Genomic DNA, 15,958 nt, shown 5'->3' with positions numbered 1-15,958 from the left:
TCAAACCAAGTAATCCGTTTAGGCTGACTTGGCTTGATATTATTCTTATGTATTTGCTTCTAATCAGAACATCTAACTTATGAAGCTAAAATGTACTCTGCGATCTTATCGCCCATTTCTGAAGTTGTAAGCGCTTGGTTATCGCCCGCAAGGTCTGCTGTTAGCTCGCCTGCAGAAAGTGCTTTAGATACTGCTGTTTCAATATCTTGTGCTGCCGCTTCTTCGCCTAGGCTGTAACGTAGCATTAGTGCAGCAGAAAGGATCTGAGCAACAGGGTTCGCGATGTTCTTACCTGCGATATCAGGAGCACTACCGCCTGCTGGTTCGTATAGACCGAAGTTACTTTCGTTCAGGCTAGCAGAAGGAAGCATGCCCATAGAGCCTGTGATCATTGCGCATTCATCAGAGATGATGTCACCGAAGATGTTTGAACAAAGCATCACATCAAACTGAGAAGGATCTTTGATAAGCTGCATCGTTGCGTTATCAATGTACATATGGCTCAGTTTTACATCTGGGTAATCTTTTGCGATTTCTTCAACTACTTCACGCCATAAGATAGAGCTTTGTAGTACGTTTGCTTTGTCGATTGAGTAAACGTTTTTGTTACGTAGACGTGCAGATTCAAAAGCAATCTTTGCAATACGTTCGATCTCGTAGCGGTGGTAAACCTCAGTGTCGAATGCTTTTTCATTAGGACCTTCACCTTCACGACCTTTAGGTTGGCCGAAGTAAATGCCACCTGTCAGTTCGCGAACCACAACGATATCGAATCCACGACCTGAAATATCAGCACGTAAAGGAGAGAAACCTTCTAAGCCAGCATGGATTTGCGCAGGGCGCAGGTTACAAAATAGTTGGAAGTGTTTACGAAGTGGAAGTAGGGCGCCACGCTCAGGTTGATCATTAGGTGGAAGGTGTTCCCATTTAGGACCACCAACAGAGCCGAACAATACGGCGTCGGATTCTTCACAGCCTGTAACTGTTGCTTCTGGAAGTGGACAGCCGTGGTTATCAATAGCAATACCACCGACATCATACTCTTCACGAGAGAAGCTGATCGCGTGCTTCTTTTCAATTGCGTTTAGTACTTTGTTCGCTTGCTGCATTACTTCTGGGCCGATGCCATCACCCGGTAAAACGGCAATTTTGTATGATTTTACAGTCATGTTAATCCTTTAATTCTAATATTGAGCTTGGTGTGCTCACTTTATTCTTTGTCCTTAGTGCCAAATAACCCTTCTGATTACAGCGTTTATGTCGCTGAATTGAGGTTGACACTAAGGTGTCTGTTATTTGGTGTTTTTATTCAGCTGCGGCTTTATTTTGTTTCATTTCCGCAATTTGGTCAGCACGATGAATGCTATTAATCACATGTAATAGAGCTTCACCTGACGCTTCAACGATATCCGTAGAAATGCCCGTTCCGTGGTATTTACGACCTTTGTAGTTAGCGATGATATCGGCTTGACCTAAGCCATCTTCACCTTCGCCTTTTGCTGTTAGGTCAAACTTATCTAATACAATTTCATAGCCGGTTACGCGGTAGATACATTGATAAAGTGCATCAACGGGACCATTACCCACAGCCGCTTCGCACTTCTCTTCATCACCACATTGAAGCTTGACACTCGTTGTAGACATAACACTACCAGATTGCACGCTTAGGTAGTTAAGTTTATAAAAGTCATCTTCATCACGAAGGTTAGAGAAGTACATTAGAGCTTCTAAGTCGTAGTCAAAGACTTGTCCTTTACGGTCCGCTAGTTTTACAAAGTCATCATATAGTGAATTTAGGTTGTACTCAGTTTCTTTGTAGCCCATTGTATCCATATGGCTCTTCACAGCAGCACGTCCAGAACGGCTGGTTAAGTTCAATGCTTTATTCTTAAGACCAATAGACTCAGGAGTCATGATTTCGTATGTGTTTTTATTCTTTAGCATACCGTCTTGGTGGATGCCTGAAGAGTGGCTAAATGCATTAGCACCGACAATTGCTTTGTTGTCTTGGATTGGCATATGACAAAGTTGGCTCACTAACTTACTTGTACGGTGAATTTCGTCGTATTTCAAACCAGTCGTTACGCCTAGTAGCTCTTGGCGTGTCTTGATGATCATCGCAATTTCTTCTAGAGAACAGTTACCTGCACGCTCACCGATACCATTGATTGTGCCTTCCACTTGGCGCGCTCCGGCTTGAACCGCTGCGATAGAGTTGGCAACGGACATGCCAAGGTCATCGTGACAGTGGACAGAAATGATCGCTTGATCGATGTTTGGAACACGGTTGAAAAGCGTTTGAATAATGCCACCAAACTCGTTAGGTACGGTGTAGCCCACAGTATCTGGAATATTGATGGTTTTCGCACCTGCGTTGATCGCGGCTTCAACCATTCGACATAAGTTGTCGATAGGCGTACGCCCTGCATCTTCACAAGAGAACTCAACGTCATCAGTGTAGTTACGAGCGTGTTTAACGGCTTTTACTGCCATCTCTACAACATCGTCGTAGCTACGGCGCAGTTTATCTTGAACGTGAACCGTTGAAGTTGAAATGAAAGTGTGGATACGGAACTGCTCTGCAACTTTTAATGCTTCGGCTGCTGCGTCAATGTCTTTTGCTACTGCGCGAGAAAGTGCACAAATACGGCTACCTTTAATGTTACGCGCAATAGTTTGAACGGATTCAAAATCACCTGGAGAAGAAACAGGGAATCCAGCTTCAATAACATCTACACCCAGTCGCTCAAGCGCATATGCAATTTGTAACTTCTCTTTTACCGTTAGGCTTGCAGCCAATGCTTGCTCACCATCACGTAAGGTCGTATCAAAAATTATCACTTGATCGTTCATGGGTGCTTCCTTATTTCGATATTAAATCGATTGCTATCCAGATTGTTATTAAGAATGATGTTCTTTAAGTGTCGTTAGTTACAAAAAAACCCGCTTAGCGCGGGTTTCATATTTGTGTGTATCTTCACCCACAACTTACCCACGCGATTGGTTCACGATAAGGAGAAGTTTCAGCAGTAGAGTAAAAGAAAAAGGCATTACACAAATATCCGTAAATAAACTGTTAACACCATATTTACCGCAATTTATTCTAGTCGTCAAACGGGAAAATCCAATAAAAGCATCATCGAGGTAATGATTCATTTGGTTTGTTCTTATTTTTTAATGTTTTATGGTTATATATTCCGAGCTGTATGTTTTATGTAGATGTTGACGTTATGTTGATGGGTATAGATGGGTTAAAGTTTTGTGTCGATCTTTTTTATTGTTAACAATCGACATGATGTTTTTATTTAAGATTTGATTAATTAATCAATTGATTAACTTTTGGTTAATTATTCCGCTTACCATTTAGACTCTATAGTCTAGAATTAATCAGTGATTAATTAATGCCAAACTGATGGTAATGGATATGACAACCAGAAAAGCCGGTCGACCACATCATAAAACTGAAGCTCGGGAGTTACTGATTAGTAGTGCACGAGACTTATTTGTTATCCACTCATATGACAAAGTATCAACTCGCCTAATCGCCGAGCGAGCTGGGGTCAATATTGCGATGATCCGTTATTACTTTGGCAATAAAGCTGGTCTATTTGAAAGCATGGTGCGAGAAACACTCGAACCGATGAAAGTGCAGATGGATAAGCTGGTGCAAAACAGCAATCAAGAAAACTTCATCGGTTTAATGAGAACTTACTATAAAGAAATGGTCAAAACCCCTAGGTTCCCTCGCTTGATCGCACAAGTGATGAATATGCCGCCTTCAGACATGCAAAGAGGGTTACTAGAGAAAGTCTTCCTTGATGTGACTAAACCTTGCCAAGATGCCATATTTGGCAAGTTGGTGGAAAGTGGTGTCTTAAAGGAAGGAATGGATCCAAAACTGTGCAGAATTTCTTTTGTCAGCTTAATGGTGTTTCCTTTTATAGCGCCTCCGCCATTGCTTGCTTTGCATGGTGTCGAACTTAATGATGCCTTTTTGAATCGCTTAATCGAACACAATATTCAATTGATGACTTCAGGGTTTATTAATACTGAATCATCGTCTTATTCTGACACGTCGCCACTTTTGGCATCTTTACCTTCTGTATCTGAAAAACCTACTGCGTAGTTATTAAAGGACTATAACAATGAAAATAAATCGTAAACTCCTGTTTTTTCCTGCGCTTGCGGTAGGTGTCGTGACCCTTTTTATTGCATCCAATTTACGACCTGACTTACCAACCAAACCTGCGGGAGATCGAGCTAGGTTAGTTGATACTGTTATTTTGGAAAAACAGCCAATGGCGCCATTGGCGGTGGGTTTTGGAAAGGTCACACCGAAAGTGGAGTGGAAAGCCATTGCTGAAGTAACAGGGAAGATTGTCTATCGCCATCCTAACCTTGAAAAAGGTCAGGTGATCCCTGCCGGTACTGAGGTGCTTAGAATTGATCCTTTAGATTACGAATTGAAGTTGATTCAAGCTCAAGCGGATCTCAAATCCAGCCAAACATCGTTGGCGAAATTAACCCTTGAAGAAAGTAATTTAAAACAGACGTTGAAGATCGAAAAAAATCGGTTAGTGATCAGCAATAAAGAGCTCCAAAGAAAGCAAGATCTTCGCAAGAAAGGTCTCACCTCGCAATCAGATGTTGATCTCCAAGAGCAAAGTGCTTTGTCTCAACGCAAGTTAGTTCTTGATGTCGAAAACCAAATTGCTTTGATGCCAGATGAAAAACGCGTTGCAGAAGCGGTTGTTAAGGTCAATGTCTCTAAAGTACAAGAAGCTCAGCGATCACTTGATAAAACCAGCGTGACCTTGCTTAAGGCAATGCGCATTGCTCAGGTCGATATTGAACAAAACCAAGTCGTGAATTTGCAGCAAACCATGGTGATTGCCCATGGTATTGATGTCATGGAAGTGGAAGCACAGTTATCGATCCATGACATGCAAGTGTTGGCATCGAGTTTGAGCGATTTTAGCCGAGATGAATCCGGTATTCCAAATCCCGATACTTCACCAATTTCCGCCATTATTGAATTAAGCAGCGGTAACTTGCATGCACAGTGGGACGCCAAAGTGGCGAGGATCAGCGAAACGGTTGATGAAAGCCAAGCAACAGCGGGTGTGATTTTAGAGATCCAACAAGATTACACACAACTTAAGCCAAGCAGCGTGCCCCCTTTAGTAAATGGCATGTTTGTGAGGGCTGAAATTGAAGGTGTCGCCAACCCGAGTTGGGTGATCCCTGAGCGAGCATTACATGGTGATACTGTGTATATGTTTGGTCAAGACAGCCGGTTGAAAATGCAGCCGGTATCTGTGATTTACCGTCGAGATAATACCGTTGTAGTTGAAGGAGATTTTGAGCAAGGCGATAAGCTGATCTTAAATGATATTCTGCCTGCAATTGATGGAATGCTATTGCGTGAGTCTACCCTTAATGATGCAGAGGAAAGCTCACTATGATTAAGTTTTTCTCTCGTCATCCAACCGCAGCCAATTTATTGATGCTGGGTTTATTGATAATGGGGATAAGCTCATTATCCACGATCAAACGAGAAACCTTCCCTGCTTATGATCCTCCTTACATTATGGCTGGGGTCGTGTATCCCGGAGCTTCTCCTCAGGAAGTAGAAGAAAGCTTATGTATTCGTATGGAAGACGCAGTAGATGGTTTATCTAACATAGAAGAGACGCAATGTGAGGCCATTGAAGGTAGTGCACGGCTGATTTTAAAGCTCAATGAAAAAGCAGATATTGGTCGAATGCTGGTGGATGTTCAAACACAGATCAATTCCATTAATGATTTTCCTTCTGAAATCGAGTCTCCTATTGTCCAAGAGCTAGACTGGAATGAGCCTGTTGTTGATGTTGCCATCACGGCAAATACTTCTTGGCCGGATTTGAAAGCTTATGCGGAAGATCTTAAGCGGATCATGAAGTTAGATTATGAGGTTTCACTGGTTGAAGTCAGTGGATTTTCTGATCACCAGTATCGCGTGGAATTAGATGGGCAAGCGATCAGGCAGCTTGGGCTAACGGTCGGTGATATTGCCGATCAAATTGGCAGACAAAATATTAAATTACCGAGTGGTAATATTGAAACGCCAGATAAACACTTCCTAATTCGTTTTGATGAAAGAAGAGTGACCCCTGTAGAGCTTGAAAATATTGTAGTGGGCTCTGCTGCAAATGGATCTGTGATTCGCTTACGAGACATAGCGACGATCACTGATAGGTTTGAGCTTGATGAACAAAAAGTCTTGTTTGATGGTAAACCGTCAGCACTGCTTAAAATTAGTAAAAACAAAGAAGATGATGCGCTGCGTATAAAAGAACGCGTGACTCAGTTTGTAGACGATCAACGTGCCGTAGCTCCTGACGGCGTGACATTACAGATGACCAATGACTTGTCATCAGTGCTTTGGGACAGGTTGACCATGATGGTCAGTAATGGCTGGCAAGGTATTGTTCTTGTGTTTGCGACCATGTGGTTGTTCTTCAGTTTACGTTATTCATTTTGGGTTGCAGCGGGTCTTCCTGTTGCTTTCTTAGGTGGCTTATTTTTAATGGCTAACCTAGGTTTATCCATCAATATCATGTCTCTTGTCGGTCTATTAATGGCGATCGGGATCATGATGGATGACGCCATCGTAATTGCAGAGTCGATAGCTTCTCACCTAGACAGAGGGCAGAAAGTCGATGACGCGGTTTATAACGGCGTGAAAAAAGTCTTCCCGGGCGTATTGTCTTCATTTTTAACAACCGTCTGTATTTTCGGTAGTTTACTGTTTCTTGACGGGGAAATGGGGGCAGTACTTAAAGCGGTACCACAGGTTCTGATTTTGGTGCTGTCACTGAGCCTAGTTGAAGCATTTTTAATTCTGCCAAATCACCTTTCTCACTCTTTGCATAAAGAGAAAAAAGAAAAACCAGCGTTACGCTTTAAAGTGGTATTACTTGAGAAGTTTGAAAACTTCAGAAATACAACATTGATGAATGCGGTTGAAAAAGTGGTAGCGTACCGTTATGCCTTTATGGGAGGTGTGCTAGCACTTTTACTGATATCCATTTCATTAATTGTTGGTGGCTTAGTTAAATTCCAACCTTTCCCTGAACTTGATGGGGATATTGCAGAAGCTCGTATTATTCTTCCTCCTGGTTCGTCACTCGCACAAACCGAAAAGGTAGTGGATAGAATTGTCACATCAGCGCAGCGATTAAATGAAGAGTGGAGTGAGCAAGTAGAGGAGGGCAACACATTAGTTGAACATATCACAAGCCAATTCAATGCTAATGCGGATGCCAATGAGTCAGGACCTCACCTTGCAACAGTGCGACTCGACTTACGAGGGTCAGAAAGTCGTAACACTGTCATCGATGATTTTATTGATGCTTGGCGAGAAGACATAGGCGATCTTGCGGACCCAATCTCCCTTGTATTTAAGCAGCCAACGATGGGACCTGGTGGTCGCGCGATTGAGATCAGAGTGAAGCATGATGACTTAGATGAATTGAAGTCAGCTTCTATTGATATTCAAAACTACCTGAACCGCTTTGATGGTGTCCATGGTGTGCTTGATGACATGCGCATGGGTAAAGAAGAGGTGTTGGTTAAATTACGTGATGGCGCAGAAACTTATGGCGTAAATGGACAAATGATCGCATCACAGCTGCGTGCTGCATTCTTTGGACAAACCGCAGACGAAATCCAGTTGGGCGTTGAAAATATCTCTATTGAAGTACGTTTGGATAAAGCTCAAGCCGGTGACTTACAGCAACTTGCTAACTTCCCGATTATTACCAGTGATGGTAGCCAGATCCCACTAGCCACTTTGGCGACTCTAGATTTCCAAAGAAACTACGTTCGAATTCAACGTATTGATGGGTTAAGAACGGTCAGTGTTTTTGGTGATATTGATAACAAGAAAGCCAGCTCGTCAGCCATTTTACTTCAATTCCAAAGAGAAGAAGCAAGTAAGCTTACGACTAAATACCCTGGGCTACGTTTTGATTTTGAAGGTGAAGCTAAGGATGCCGCTAAAACAGGTGCTTCAATGGGGAAAGGCTTCTTACTCGGGCTGTTTGGTGTTTTTGCCATTCTTAGTTATCAGTTTAGAAGTTACCTAGAGCCTGTGGTGGTAATGCTTGCCATTCCACTTGCGTTTATTGGTGTGGTTATTGGGCACTGGTTGTTAGGGCACTCACTTAGCATGCCGAGCATGATGGGTTTTGTTTCTTTAGCAGGGATAGTGGTGAATGACTCAATCTTGCTCGTGCAATATATCAGGCACCATGTGGATGAAGGGGACAGCGTGCATGACTCGGTAGTGAAGGCGAGCCGTGAGCGTTTTCGTGCAGTATTTTTGACATCCATGACCACGGCTGCGGGTTTATTACCGCTGCTGACGGAGACAAGTTTACAAGCTCAGGTTATTCAGCCTTTGGTTATATCCATTGTGTTTGGTATTTTTGCCTCAACATTACTTGTGCTATTTATGATCCCTGCCGCCTACGCCATTTTGGCGGATTTCGGAATGGTCAAAAAGCATGAACCACTAGAAGCTTAGCCACTTTTCACTCATAGCTAATCACTAATAACAAAAAGCGACCTAGAGTCGCTTTTTTTGTTTTATCGCTTTTAAATCACCCCTTTCAAAATTTGAGTAATGTTCATTTTTTATCCGCAAAATCGTCACTCAACTGTCATTTATTGAGCCTAACTTTAGCGTTAATGGAATCAAAAACGGCTAAGGAAGATCGCATGCGTACTATCGAGCCTATCGTCCGCTGGGATGTGGCATTTTCATTGTTTTGTTTAAGAAGTCGCTACTGCAACCAGAGTGCAATGGTCAGTAAAGCCATTTCACATACTGGTGATGGGCATTTATATCTATTATTTGGAGTGTTGGCTTTATTCGTTGATAGCCAATATGGAAAGGATTTTCTAATGGTCGGCTTAACCGCTTTTGCCATTGAACTTCCGATTTATTGGCTAGCTAAAAATACACTTAAACGCCGTCGCCCCGCAGAGTTTTCAGAACTACTCCAATCTCATATCGTCCCATCAGATAAATACAGCTTACCTTCAGGTCACTCAGCTGCTGCATTTTTAATGGCAACGGTTATCGGTCACTTTTATCCAAGCTTATATCCGGCTTGCTTGGTTTGGGCATTTGCAATTGGGACTTCTCGTATCTTACTCGGGGTGCATTTCCTTACTGATGTGTTAATTGGTGCCGCTTTAGGCATCGCGTGCGCCAACTTGGCGATAAACAGTGTTCTATAACTAGATTTTTATATGACAGGTTTATATAGCAAGAGCTTATGTCGCAATAGCTTATATAGCCTAAATTGATAACAAGAAGAGTGGTCGACGTTAAAAATGAAAATTCTCTATGGTGTACAAGGAACCGGAAATGGGCACATAGCCCGCGCTCGTGCAATGGCAATCGCATTTCGTAAGCAAAACATTGATGTGGATTTCTTGTTTTCAGGCCGAGATGCCAATAAGTATTTTTCAATGGAAGATTTTGGTGATTACCAAACAAGAAGTGGGCTTACGTTTTATAGCGAACAAGGCCAAGTGAAGTATTCAAAGAGCTTCATGAAAAATAGTATCTGGCGACTTGTGAAAGAGATTAAGCAGCTCGATTTAACGCAATATGATTTAGTGTTGAATGACTTTGAACCGGTGACCGCTTGGGCAGCACGAAAACAAAAAGTGCCCTGCATTGGGATCAGCCATCAAAATGCTTTTCGATTTGATGTCCCCAAAGCTGGTGGGAATTGGATAGAGCATTCGGTTATACAGCACTTTGCTCCAACAGAGCATTACATTGGTTTGCACTGGTATCACTTTGAACAGCCGATTCTCCCTCCAATTGTCCATACTTGTTCTGAAGTGAGTAAAAAAACGGAAGGGCAAGATCAGCAAAATTTCACTTTGGTTTATCTACCATTTGAAGGTGTAGAGGCAATTTCTGAATTATTGATGAAATTCATCTCACACCAATTTGTTTGCTATCATCCAGAAATTATCGAGCAAAATACAATCGAGAATGTCGTATTCAAACCTTTAAGCTTTAATCATTTTCAAGTGGACTTAAAACAGTGCTCAGGAGTCGTGGCCAATGGTGGTTTTGAATTACCTTCCGAGGCATTGACTCTTGGAAAGAAGTTACTCTTGAAGCCTCTCGATGGGCAATTTGAACAGCGTAGTAATGCTGCTACTTTGGAAGCTTTAGGTCTAGCTCAAACTATGAGTTTTTTAGACCCTGCTATTTTACGTAGCTGGCTTAATGAAGAACAAGCGGAAATAGTCACTTACCCAGACGTTGCCAGTGCGATTGTGGAATGGGTCTTAGCGGGTAATTGGACGAATCAAGATGCTCTGAGAAAGCAACTCTGGGATAAGGTTGATTTCCCTAGCTATGCATCAATAAATTGATTCATAGCTGAGGTTTTTGAATGGGGTTACTCATTAATACACAGCCTCAATGACTTGTAACAATTGTAACCAATGTTCTAAGTCTTAGCTCAAAGGATATTTAAAACCAAAATTGAACAATTTTATATTTTTTTATGATTGTATAAATTATTGAAATTTAATAACTAATTAATAGGTGAGGTAAAATTACATTATTCTTTATCAATCTTGTTGGCGACCTGCGAAGTATTGGTTAATAGTAGAAGTCAGCCGAGAAATATCGGCCTGACAAATATAAGAATCAGTGGTTATCTATTCCCATACCATTACAAATTTAACGCTGTCGAATATGACAAGAGGCAACCTGAATGTTAGAGAAAAAAGATGCAATGAGTGCTATTGCTAGCTATAGAATGGAAAGCACATTACGTGGAGTAGATTTAAACCTTTTAACTGTTTTTGATGCAGTAATGCAGGAACAAAACATCACACGTGCAGCTCACAATTTAGGAATGTCTCAACCAGCAGTAAGTAACGCTGTTGCGCGTCTTAAAGTGATGTTTAATGACGAACTGTTTATGCGTCAGGGTCGTGGTATTCAACCGACTCAGCGAGCTCGTCAATTATTTGGTCCAATTCGTCAAGCGCTTCAGCTAGTTCGTAATGAACTACCAAGCTCTGTTTTCTCTCCAGAGACATCTTCACGCATGTTTAAGCTCGCTATTTGTAGCCCATGCGATATGCGTTTTGCACCTAAGATTATGTCGTCTATCAGTACTCAAGCTCCAAACGTTCAATTGCATATGGATGCTGAATTTGATCGTCAATTATCTGAGCGTATGCGTTACCAAGAGATCGATTTTGTGATCGATTATGCTCGATTTGATGAGCAAGGCTTCTCTAGCACTGAAATTTTCCAAGACGAATTAGTGGTTGTTGTTGCTAAATCTCACCCACGTATCAACGGTGAAGTGACAAAGACTGAATTGCTAGATGAAAAGCATGCAAAACTTTCTCGCATTCATGGTCAGCGCAGTTTCTCTGAACAAGCGTATCGTGATCTTGACTGCTTGGCATACTACGAAGGTACAAGCTTAAGCAATGTACTGTATGTGGTTGGTCAATCTGAACTTGTGACTATTGCTCCACGCTGGATGGTTGAAAATGCTGCGAATAAAGATCAACTACAAGTGATTGATTTCCCATTCGATAACGCTGCGATTTCAGGTTACTTAAGCTGGCACGAATCAAGTGAAAAAGATAAAGGTCACATTTGGTTACGAGATCAATTGATGATGATTTGCGGTGAGGTAGTAGCGCTTAATTAAGCCGCTATCTTATTGATATTAAAGCCTCAAGTTAATGTTTAGCTTGGGGCTTTTTTGTTTGTTAAGTGATAAATGCATCATTGAGTTAAAGTTGAGCATACTATTACTTATAACTTTGAGCTTCATCAGTTGCCTTTTCTATGATCAAAGGTACACTTGTGCGCTCAAAATAGCTTACAGGTGTAAGCCAAAGGTAAAGACATGGCCAATTTAGATTTTCATATCGTAAAAAGACTTCGTGACCAAATTGCCCAAGGTGGCAGCCGCACTGCTTTAAAACATAAAGTAAACAACGTGTGGGAAGGCATTAGCTGGCAGCAGTTTGGTGAACAAATCGATACGCTATCATTAGCGTTACTGGCTCAAGGACTGAGAATCCAAGATAAGATCGGTATCTTTTCAAATAACATGCCTCAGTGGACAATCGCTGACTTTGCATCATTACAAGCTCGTCTTGTTACCGTACCGATCTATCCAACTAATACGGCTGCTCAGTCGTCTTACATCATTCAAAATGCAGACGTAAAGGTTCTGTTCGTTGGCGAGCAAGCTCAATTTGATGCCGCCGTGGATATTTTTGAAGAATGTGAGCAGCTTGAAACTGTCGTTGTTATGTCAGAAGGAATCGACACTCAAGGGCATGATTTTGCTCTGTCTTGGGCTGAATTCATGGCACGCGGTGTTGAAGCACAGCAAGCTGAATTAGATTCTCGTTTAGCCGATGCACAAATGGATGATTTACTGACGCTGATTTATACATCAGGTACCACAGGTCAACCAAAAGGCGTCATGCTGGACTACACGAATATTGGTTCTCAGCTCGCAGGTCATGATGAGCGCCTGAGCTTAAGCCAAGATGATGTCTCTCTATGTTTCCTTCCGCTTTCTCACGTATTCGAACGCGCATGGACGTTTTATGTCTTATATAAAGGTGCAACAAATTGCTACCTGCAAGACACCATGCAAGTACGTGATGCATTGAGCGATGTTAAGCCTACTGTGATGAGCGCAGTTCCTCGCTTCTACGAGAAAATCTTCTCAGCTATTCACGAAAAAGTATCTAAAGCGCCTTTCATCCGTAAAGTGATGTTCACTTGGGCGGTAAACATGGGGGCAAAGCTGTCAGTTTGTCACCAAGAAGGTCGTACACCGTCGTTCATGCTTAGTAAGAGTCATGCACTAGCGGATAAACTTGTTCTGTCTAAACTGCGTGCATTACTTGGTGGCAACATCAACTTTATGCCATGTGGTGGTGCAAAGCTTGATGAGACGATCGGACGTTTTTTCCATGCAATTGGAATCAATGTAAAGCTTGGTTACGGTATGACAGAAACCACGGCAACGGTTTCATGCTGGGATGATCGCTGCTTTAACCCTGACTCTATCGGCATGGCAATGCCTGGCGCTGAAGTGAAAATTGGTGACAAAAACGAGATTTTAGTTCGCGGTCCAATGGTGATGCGTGGCTATTACAAAATGCCAGAAGAAACAGAAAAAACATTTGATGAACAAGGCTTCTTAAAAACGGGCGATGCCGGGCAATTTGATGAAAATGGTAATCTATTCATTACAGACCGTATTAAAGAATTGATGAAGACGTCTGGTGGTAAATACATTGCACCTCAAGTTATTGAAGGTGCGATTGGTAAAGATCACTTTATTGAACAGATCGCGGTGATTGCTGACACTCGCAAGTTTGTTTCAGCATTGATTGTGCCTTGTTATGACTCGCTAGAAGAGTATGCCAAAGAACTGAATATTAAGTATCACGACCGCGTTGAGCTTATCAAGCATCACCAAATTGTTGAGATGCTAGAAAAGCGTGTGAATGGCTTACAAAATGAGTTAGCTAAGTTTGAACAAGTCAAAAGATTCAAGCTGTTACCTAAAGCGTTCTCTATGGATGATGGTGAATTAACGCCAACCCAGAAATTGCGTCGTAAGGTCATTCATGACAAGTATCAGGACGAAATCGAAGAAATGTACACTGAAAAGTCGAAAGAGAAGTAATTTCTCTTAAGTTAATTTTTGAGATGTATAAAAATCCTCCAGTGAACGTGAGTGCGTTTATCGGGGGATTTTTTGTATCTGGACGTTAAGTAAATGTGCGAAAGCGCACAGATAAAATAGGGGTAAAAAATAAAAACAGGTCACTGTGTTGGATATTTTATTCTTTTTTACTAGATGGTTCTGGATTTTAATGTCAGTTAGGTGGTTAAGGTTAGCCTTATATTGCGGGTTTGTGGGTTTTGGTAGCCGATTGGTGAGATAAAAGATTAATCAGGGTTAGACCACATGATAATAAAAAGTTACAGTTGTTTCGTACCGCTGACTTTTGTTACCACAAAGAGCAGCCATAGCCGAAAAAGTGGAAGTATTTCGAATTAGGCTACGAATAAGACCTAGACTATGCAAAACCAGCCCAATCTGCTCAACAGGCAATAATGGAAACTGGTAAGGAGAGCAATATGACAACAAAACCTGAAATGTTATCTGGCGCAGAGATGGTTGTGCAGTCTCTTATTGAAGAGGGTGTAGAACAAATCTTTGGTTACCCAGGTGGCTCTGTGCTTGATATCTATGATGCCCTGCACGCCAAAACGGCCGAAATTAAACACGTATTAGTACGACACGAGCAAGCTGCAACCCATATGGCGGATGGTTACACCCGTTCAACGGGTAAGCCTGGTGTCGTATTGGTATGTTCTGGTCCTGGCGCGACGAATACCGTAACTGGTATTGCGACCGCTTATATGGACTCAATTCCAATGATTGTTATTTCTGGTAACGTACCAAATAACTTGATTGGTAATGATGCTTTCCAAGAGTGTGACATCGTAGGTGTATCCCGCCCGATTGTTAAACACAGCTTCCTAGTTAAGAAAGCAGAAGACATTCCTGAAGTCGTTAAAAAAGCTTTTTATATATCCACTACCGGACGCCCTGGCCCTGTGGTTATTGATCTGCCTAAAGATATTCTAAATCCGCAGATTAAACTTCCATATGAATACCCAGAAACCATCAAAATGCGTTCGTATAACCCAACACTGACTGGTCATAAAGGTCAGATTAAAAAAGCACTAAAAGCGCTTTTAGAAGCGAAAAAGCCAGTGCTTTATGTGGGTGGTGGAGCTGTTATCTCTGAAGCTGATAAGCAATTGCTTAAACTAGCAGAAACGTTGAACTTACCTGTTGTGAGCACCCTTATGGGGCTTGGAGCATTTCCGGGTACTCATAAGAACTCTCTGGGTATGTTGGGGATGCATGGCTTGTATGAAGCCAATATGGCAATGCACAACGCAGACTTAATTTTTGGTATTGGGGTTCGTTTTGATGACCGTACGACCAATAATCTAGAAAAGTACTGCCCTGATGCGAAAATCATGCATATTGATATCGATCCTTCATCGATCTCTAAAAATGTAAAAGTCGATCTACCAATTGTAGGTTCAGCAGAGAAAGTGCTAGAGAGCATGGTCAACTTGTTGATTGAGCAAGGTGGAACGAACGACGAACAAGCAATCGAAAGCTGGTGGAGTGAAATTAAGCAGTGGCAAGATCGTGATTGCCTTGCATACGAGAAATCATCAGAACGTATTAAGCCACAACAAGTTATTGAGACACTCCATAAAGTAACCAATGGCGATGCATATGTTGCTTCTGACGTAGGTCAGCATCAAATGTTTGCTGCTCTGTACTATCCATTTAATAAACCACGCCGTTGGATCAACTCGGGTGGTCTTGGCACTATGGGCTTTGGTCTGCCTGCTGGTATGGGCGTTAAGTTCGCTAAACCAGAAGAAGAAGTAGTGGTTGTAACGGGTGATGGCAGTATTCAAATGAATATCCAAGAGCTTTCAACGGCTCTTCAATACAATATTCCAGTTAAGATCATCAACCTAAACAATCGATTCTTAGGAATGGTGAAGCAGTGGCAAGACATTGTTTATCAAGGTCGCCACTCAAATTCATATATGGACTCAGTTCCAGATTTTGCTGCAATCGCAGAAGCGTATGGTCATGTCGGTATGCGTATTTCTTCTCCTGATGAGTTAGAGGCAGGTTTAGAAAAAGCACTATCAATGAAAGATCGTTTAGTGTTTGTCGATATTAGCGTGGATGACACCGAGCACGTTTACCCAATGCAAATCAAAGGCGAGGGTATGGACAATATGTGGTTAAGCAAGACGGAGAGAACATAA

Annotated in this window: 10 protein-coding genes; 8 read left to right on the top strand and 2 right to left on the bottom strand. The window is 41.9% G+C overall.

The annotated features are described in order from the left end of the window. Positions 1 to 77 precede the first annotated feature (77 nt). A complete protein-coding gene (gene leuB, locus F0226_RS06420; protein ID WP_171734878.1) occupies positions 78 to 1,169 on the bottom strand; it encodes a 3-isopropylmalate dehydrogenase in 1,092 nt (363 codons plus the stop codon). A 136-nt stretch (positions 1,170 to 1,305) separates the two neighbouring features. Then, a complete protein-coding gene (gene leuA / locus F0226_RS06415) occupies positions 1,306 to 2,853 on the bottom strand; it encodes a 2-isopropylmalate synthase (RefSeq protein ID WP_171734877.1) in 1,548 nt (515 codons plus the stop codon). A gap of 571 nt (positions 2,854 to 3,424) precedes the next feature. On the opposite strand from leuA, the gene F0226_RS06410 reads away from it, so the two are divergent. From F0226_RS06410 to F0226_RS06375, 8 genes are all read left to right on the top strand, one after another. After that, positions 3,425 to 4,126 carry a TetR/AcrR family transcriptional regulator gene (locus F0226_RS06410; protein ID WP_171734876.1) on the top strand — a complete coding sequence of 234 codons (702 nt, stop codon included), beginning with the start codon at positions 3,425 to 3,427 and terminating at the stop codon, positions 4,124 to 4,126. A 19-nt stretch (positions 4,127 to 4,145) separates the two neighbouring features. Next, entirely contained in the window at positions 4,146 to 5,465 is a 1,320-nt protein-coding gene (locus F0226_RS06405; RefSeq protein ID WP_171734875.1) for an HlyD family secretion protein, read from the top strand. Continuing rightward, complete coding sequence (locus F0226_RS06400; protein ID WP_171734874.1) at positions 5,462 to 8,569, top strand: efflux RND transporter permease subunit; 3,108 nt, start codon at positions 5,462 to 5,464, stop codon at positions 8,567 to 8,569. Before F0226_RS06405 ends, F0226_RS06400 begins: the two co-directional genes overlap by 4 nt. A 194-nt stretch (positions 8,570 to 8,763) precedes the next feature. Continuing rightward, a complete protein-coding gene (locus F0226_RS06395; RefSeq protein WP_171734873.1) occupies positions 8,764 to 9,288 on the top strand; it encodes a phosphatase PAP2 family protein in 525 nt (174 codons plus the stop codon). A 96-nt stretch (positions 9,289 to 9,384) separates the two neighbouring features. Beyond that, complete coding sequence (locus tag F0226_RS06390; protein ID WP_171734872.1) at positions 9,385 to 10,449, top strand: MJ1255/VC2487 family glycosyltransferase; 1,065 nt, start codon at positions 9,385 to 9,387, stop codon at positions 10,447 to 10,449. Between the two features lie 347 nt (positions 10,450 to 10,796). Further along, the gene (gene leuO, locus F0226_RS06385; RefSeq protein ID WP_171734871.1) at positions 10,797 to 11,756 is read left to right on the top strand and encodes a transcriptional regulator LeuO; all 960 of its coding nucleotides are present in this window, start codon (positions 10,797 to 10,799) and stop codon (positions 11,754 to 11,756) included. Positions 11,757 to 11,957: 201 nt separating this feature from the next. Further along, positions 11,958 to 13,766, top strand: a complete 1,809-nt coding sequence (locus F0226_RS06380; protein WP_171734870.1) for a long-chain fatty acid--CoA ligase — start codon at positions 11,958 to 11,960, stop codon at positions 13,764 to 13,766. 458 nt (positions 13,767 to 14,224) lie between these two features. After that, positions 14,225 to 15,958 carry an acetolactate synthase 3 large subunit gene (locus F0226_RS06375; protein WP_171734869.1) on the top strand — a complete coding sequence of 578 codons (1,734 nt, stop codon included), beginning with the start codon at positions 14,225 to 14,227 and terminating at the stop codon, positions 15,956 to 15,958.

This window comes from Vibrio sp. 99-70-13A1, from assembly GCF_013114625.1.
Lineage (GTDB): Bacteria > Pseudomonadota > Gammaproteobacteria > Enterobacterales > Vibrionaceae > Vibrio.
Note: the sequence above shows the minus strand (reverse complement) of the source record. Positions and strands in the feature narration are given on the sequence as shown.

Excerpts from the sequence above, each read along its gene's own strand:
- F0226_RS06400 (WP_171734874.1), top strand. The coding sequence starts at position 5,462 with ATGATTAAGTTTTTCTCTCGTCATCCAACCGCAGCCAATTTATTGATG.
- F0226_RS06405 (WP_171734875.1), top strand. The coding sequence starts at position 4,146 with ATGAAAATAAATCGTAAACTCCTGTTTTTTCCTGCGCTTGCGGTAGGT.
- leuA (WP_171734877.1), bottom strand. The coding sequence starts at position 2,853 with ATGAACGATCAAGTGATAATTTTTGATACGACCTTACGTGATGGTGAG.
- F0226_RS06410 (WP_171734876.1), top strand. The coding sequence starts at position 3,425 with ATGACAACCAGAAAAGCCGGTCGACCACATCATAAAACTGAAGCTCGG.
- F0226_RS06395 (WP_171734873.1), top strand. The coding sequence starts at position 8,764 with ATGCGTACTATCGAGCCTATCGTCCGCTGGGATGTGGCATTTTCATTG.
- leuB (WP_171734878.1), bottom strand. The coding sequence starts at position 1,169 with ATGACTGTAAAATCATACAAAATTGCCGTTTTACCGGGTGATGGCATC.
- F0226_RS06375 (WP_171734869.1), top strand. The coding sequence starts at position 14,225 with ATGACAACAAAACCTGAAATGTTATCTGGCGCAGAGATGGTTGTGCAG.
- F0226_RS06390 (WP_171734872.1), top strand. The coding sequence starts at position 9,385 with ATGAAAATTCTCTATGGTGTACAAGGAACCGGAAATGGGCACATAGCC.
- F0226_RS06380 (WP_171734870.1), top strand. The coding sequence starts at position 11,958 with ATGGCCAATTTAGATTTTCATATCGTAAAAAGACTTCGTGACCAAATT.
- leuO (WP_171734871.1), top strand. The coding sequence starts at position 10,797 with ATGTTAGAGAAAAAAGATGCAATGAGTGCTATTGCTAGCTATAGAATG.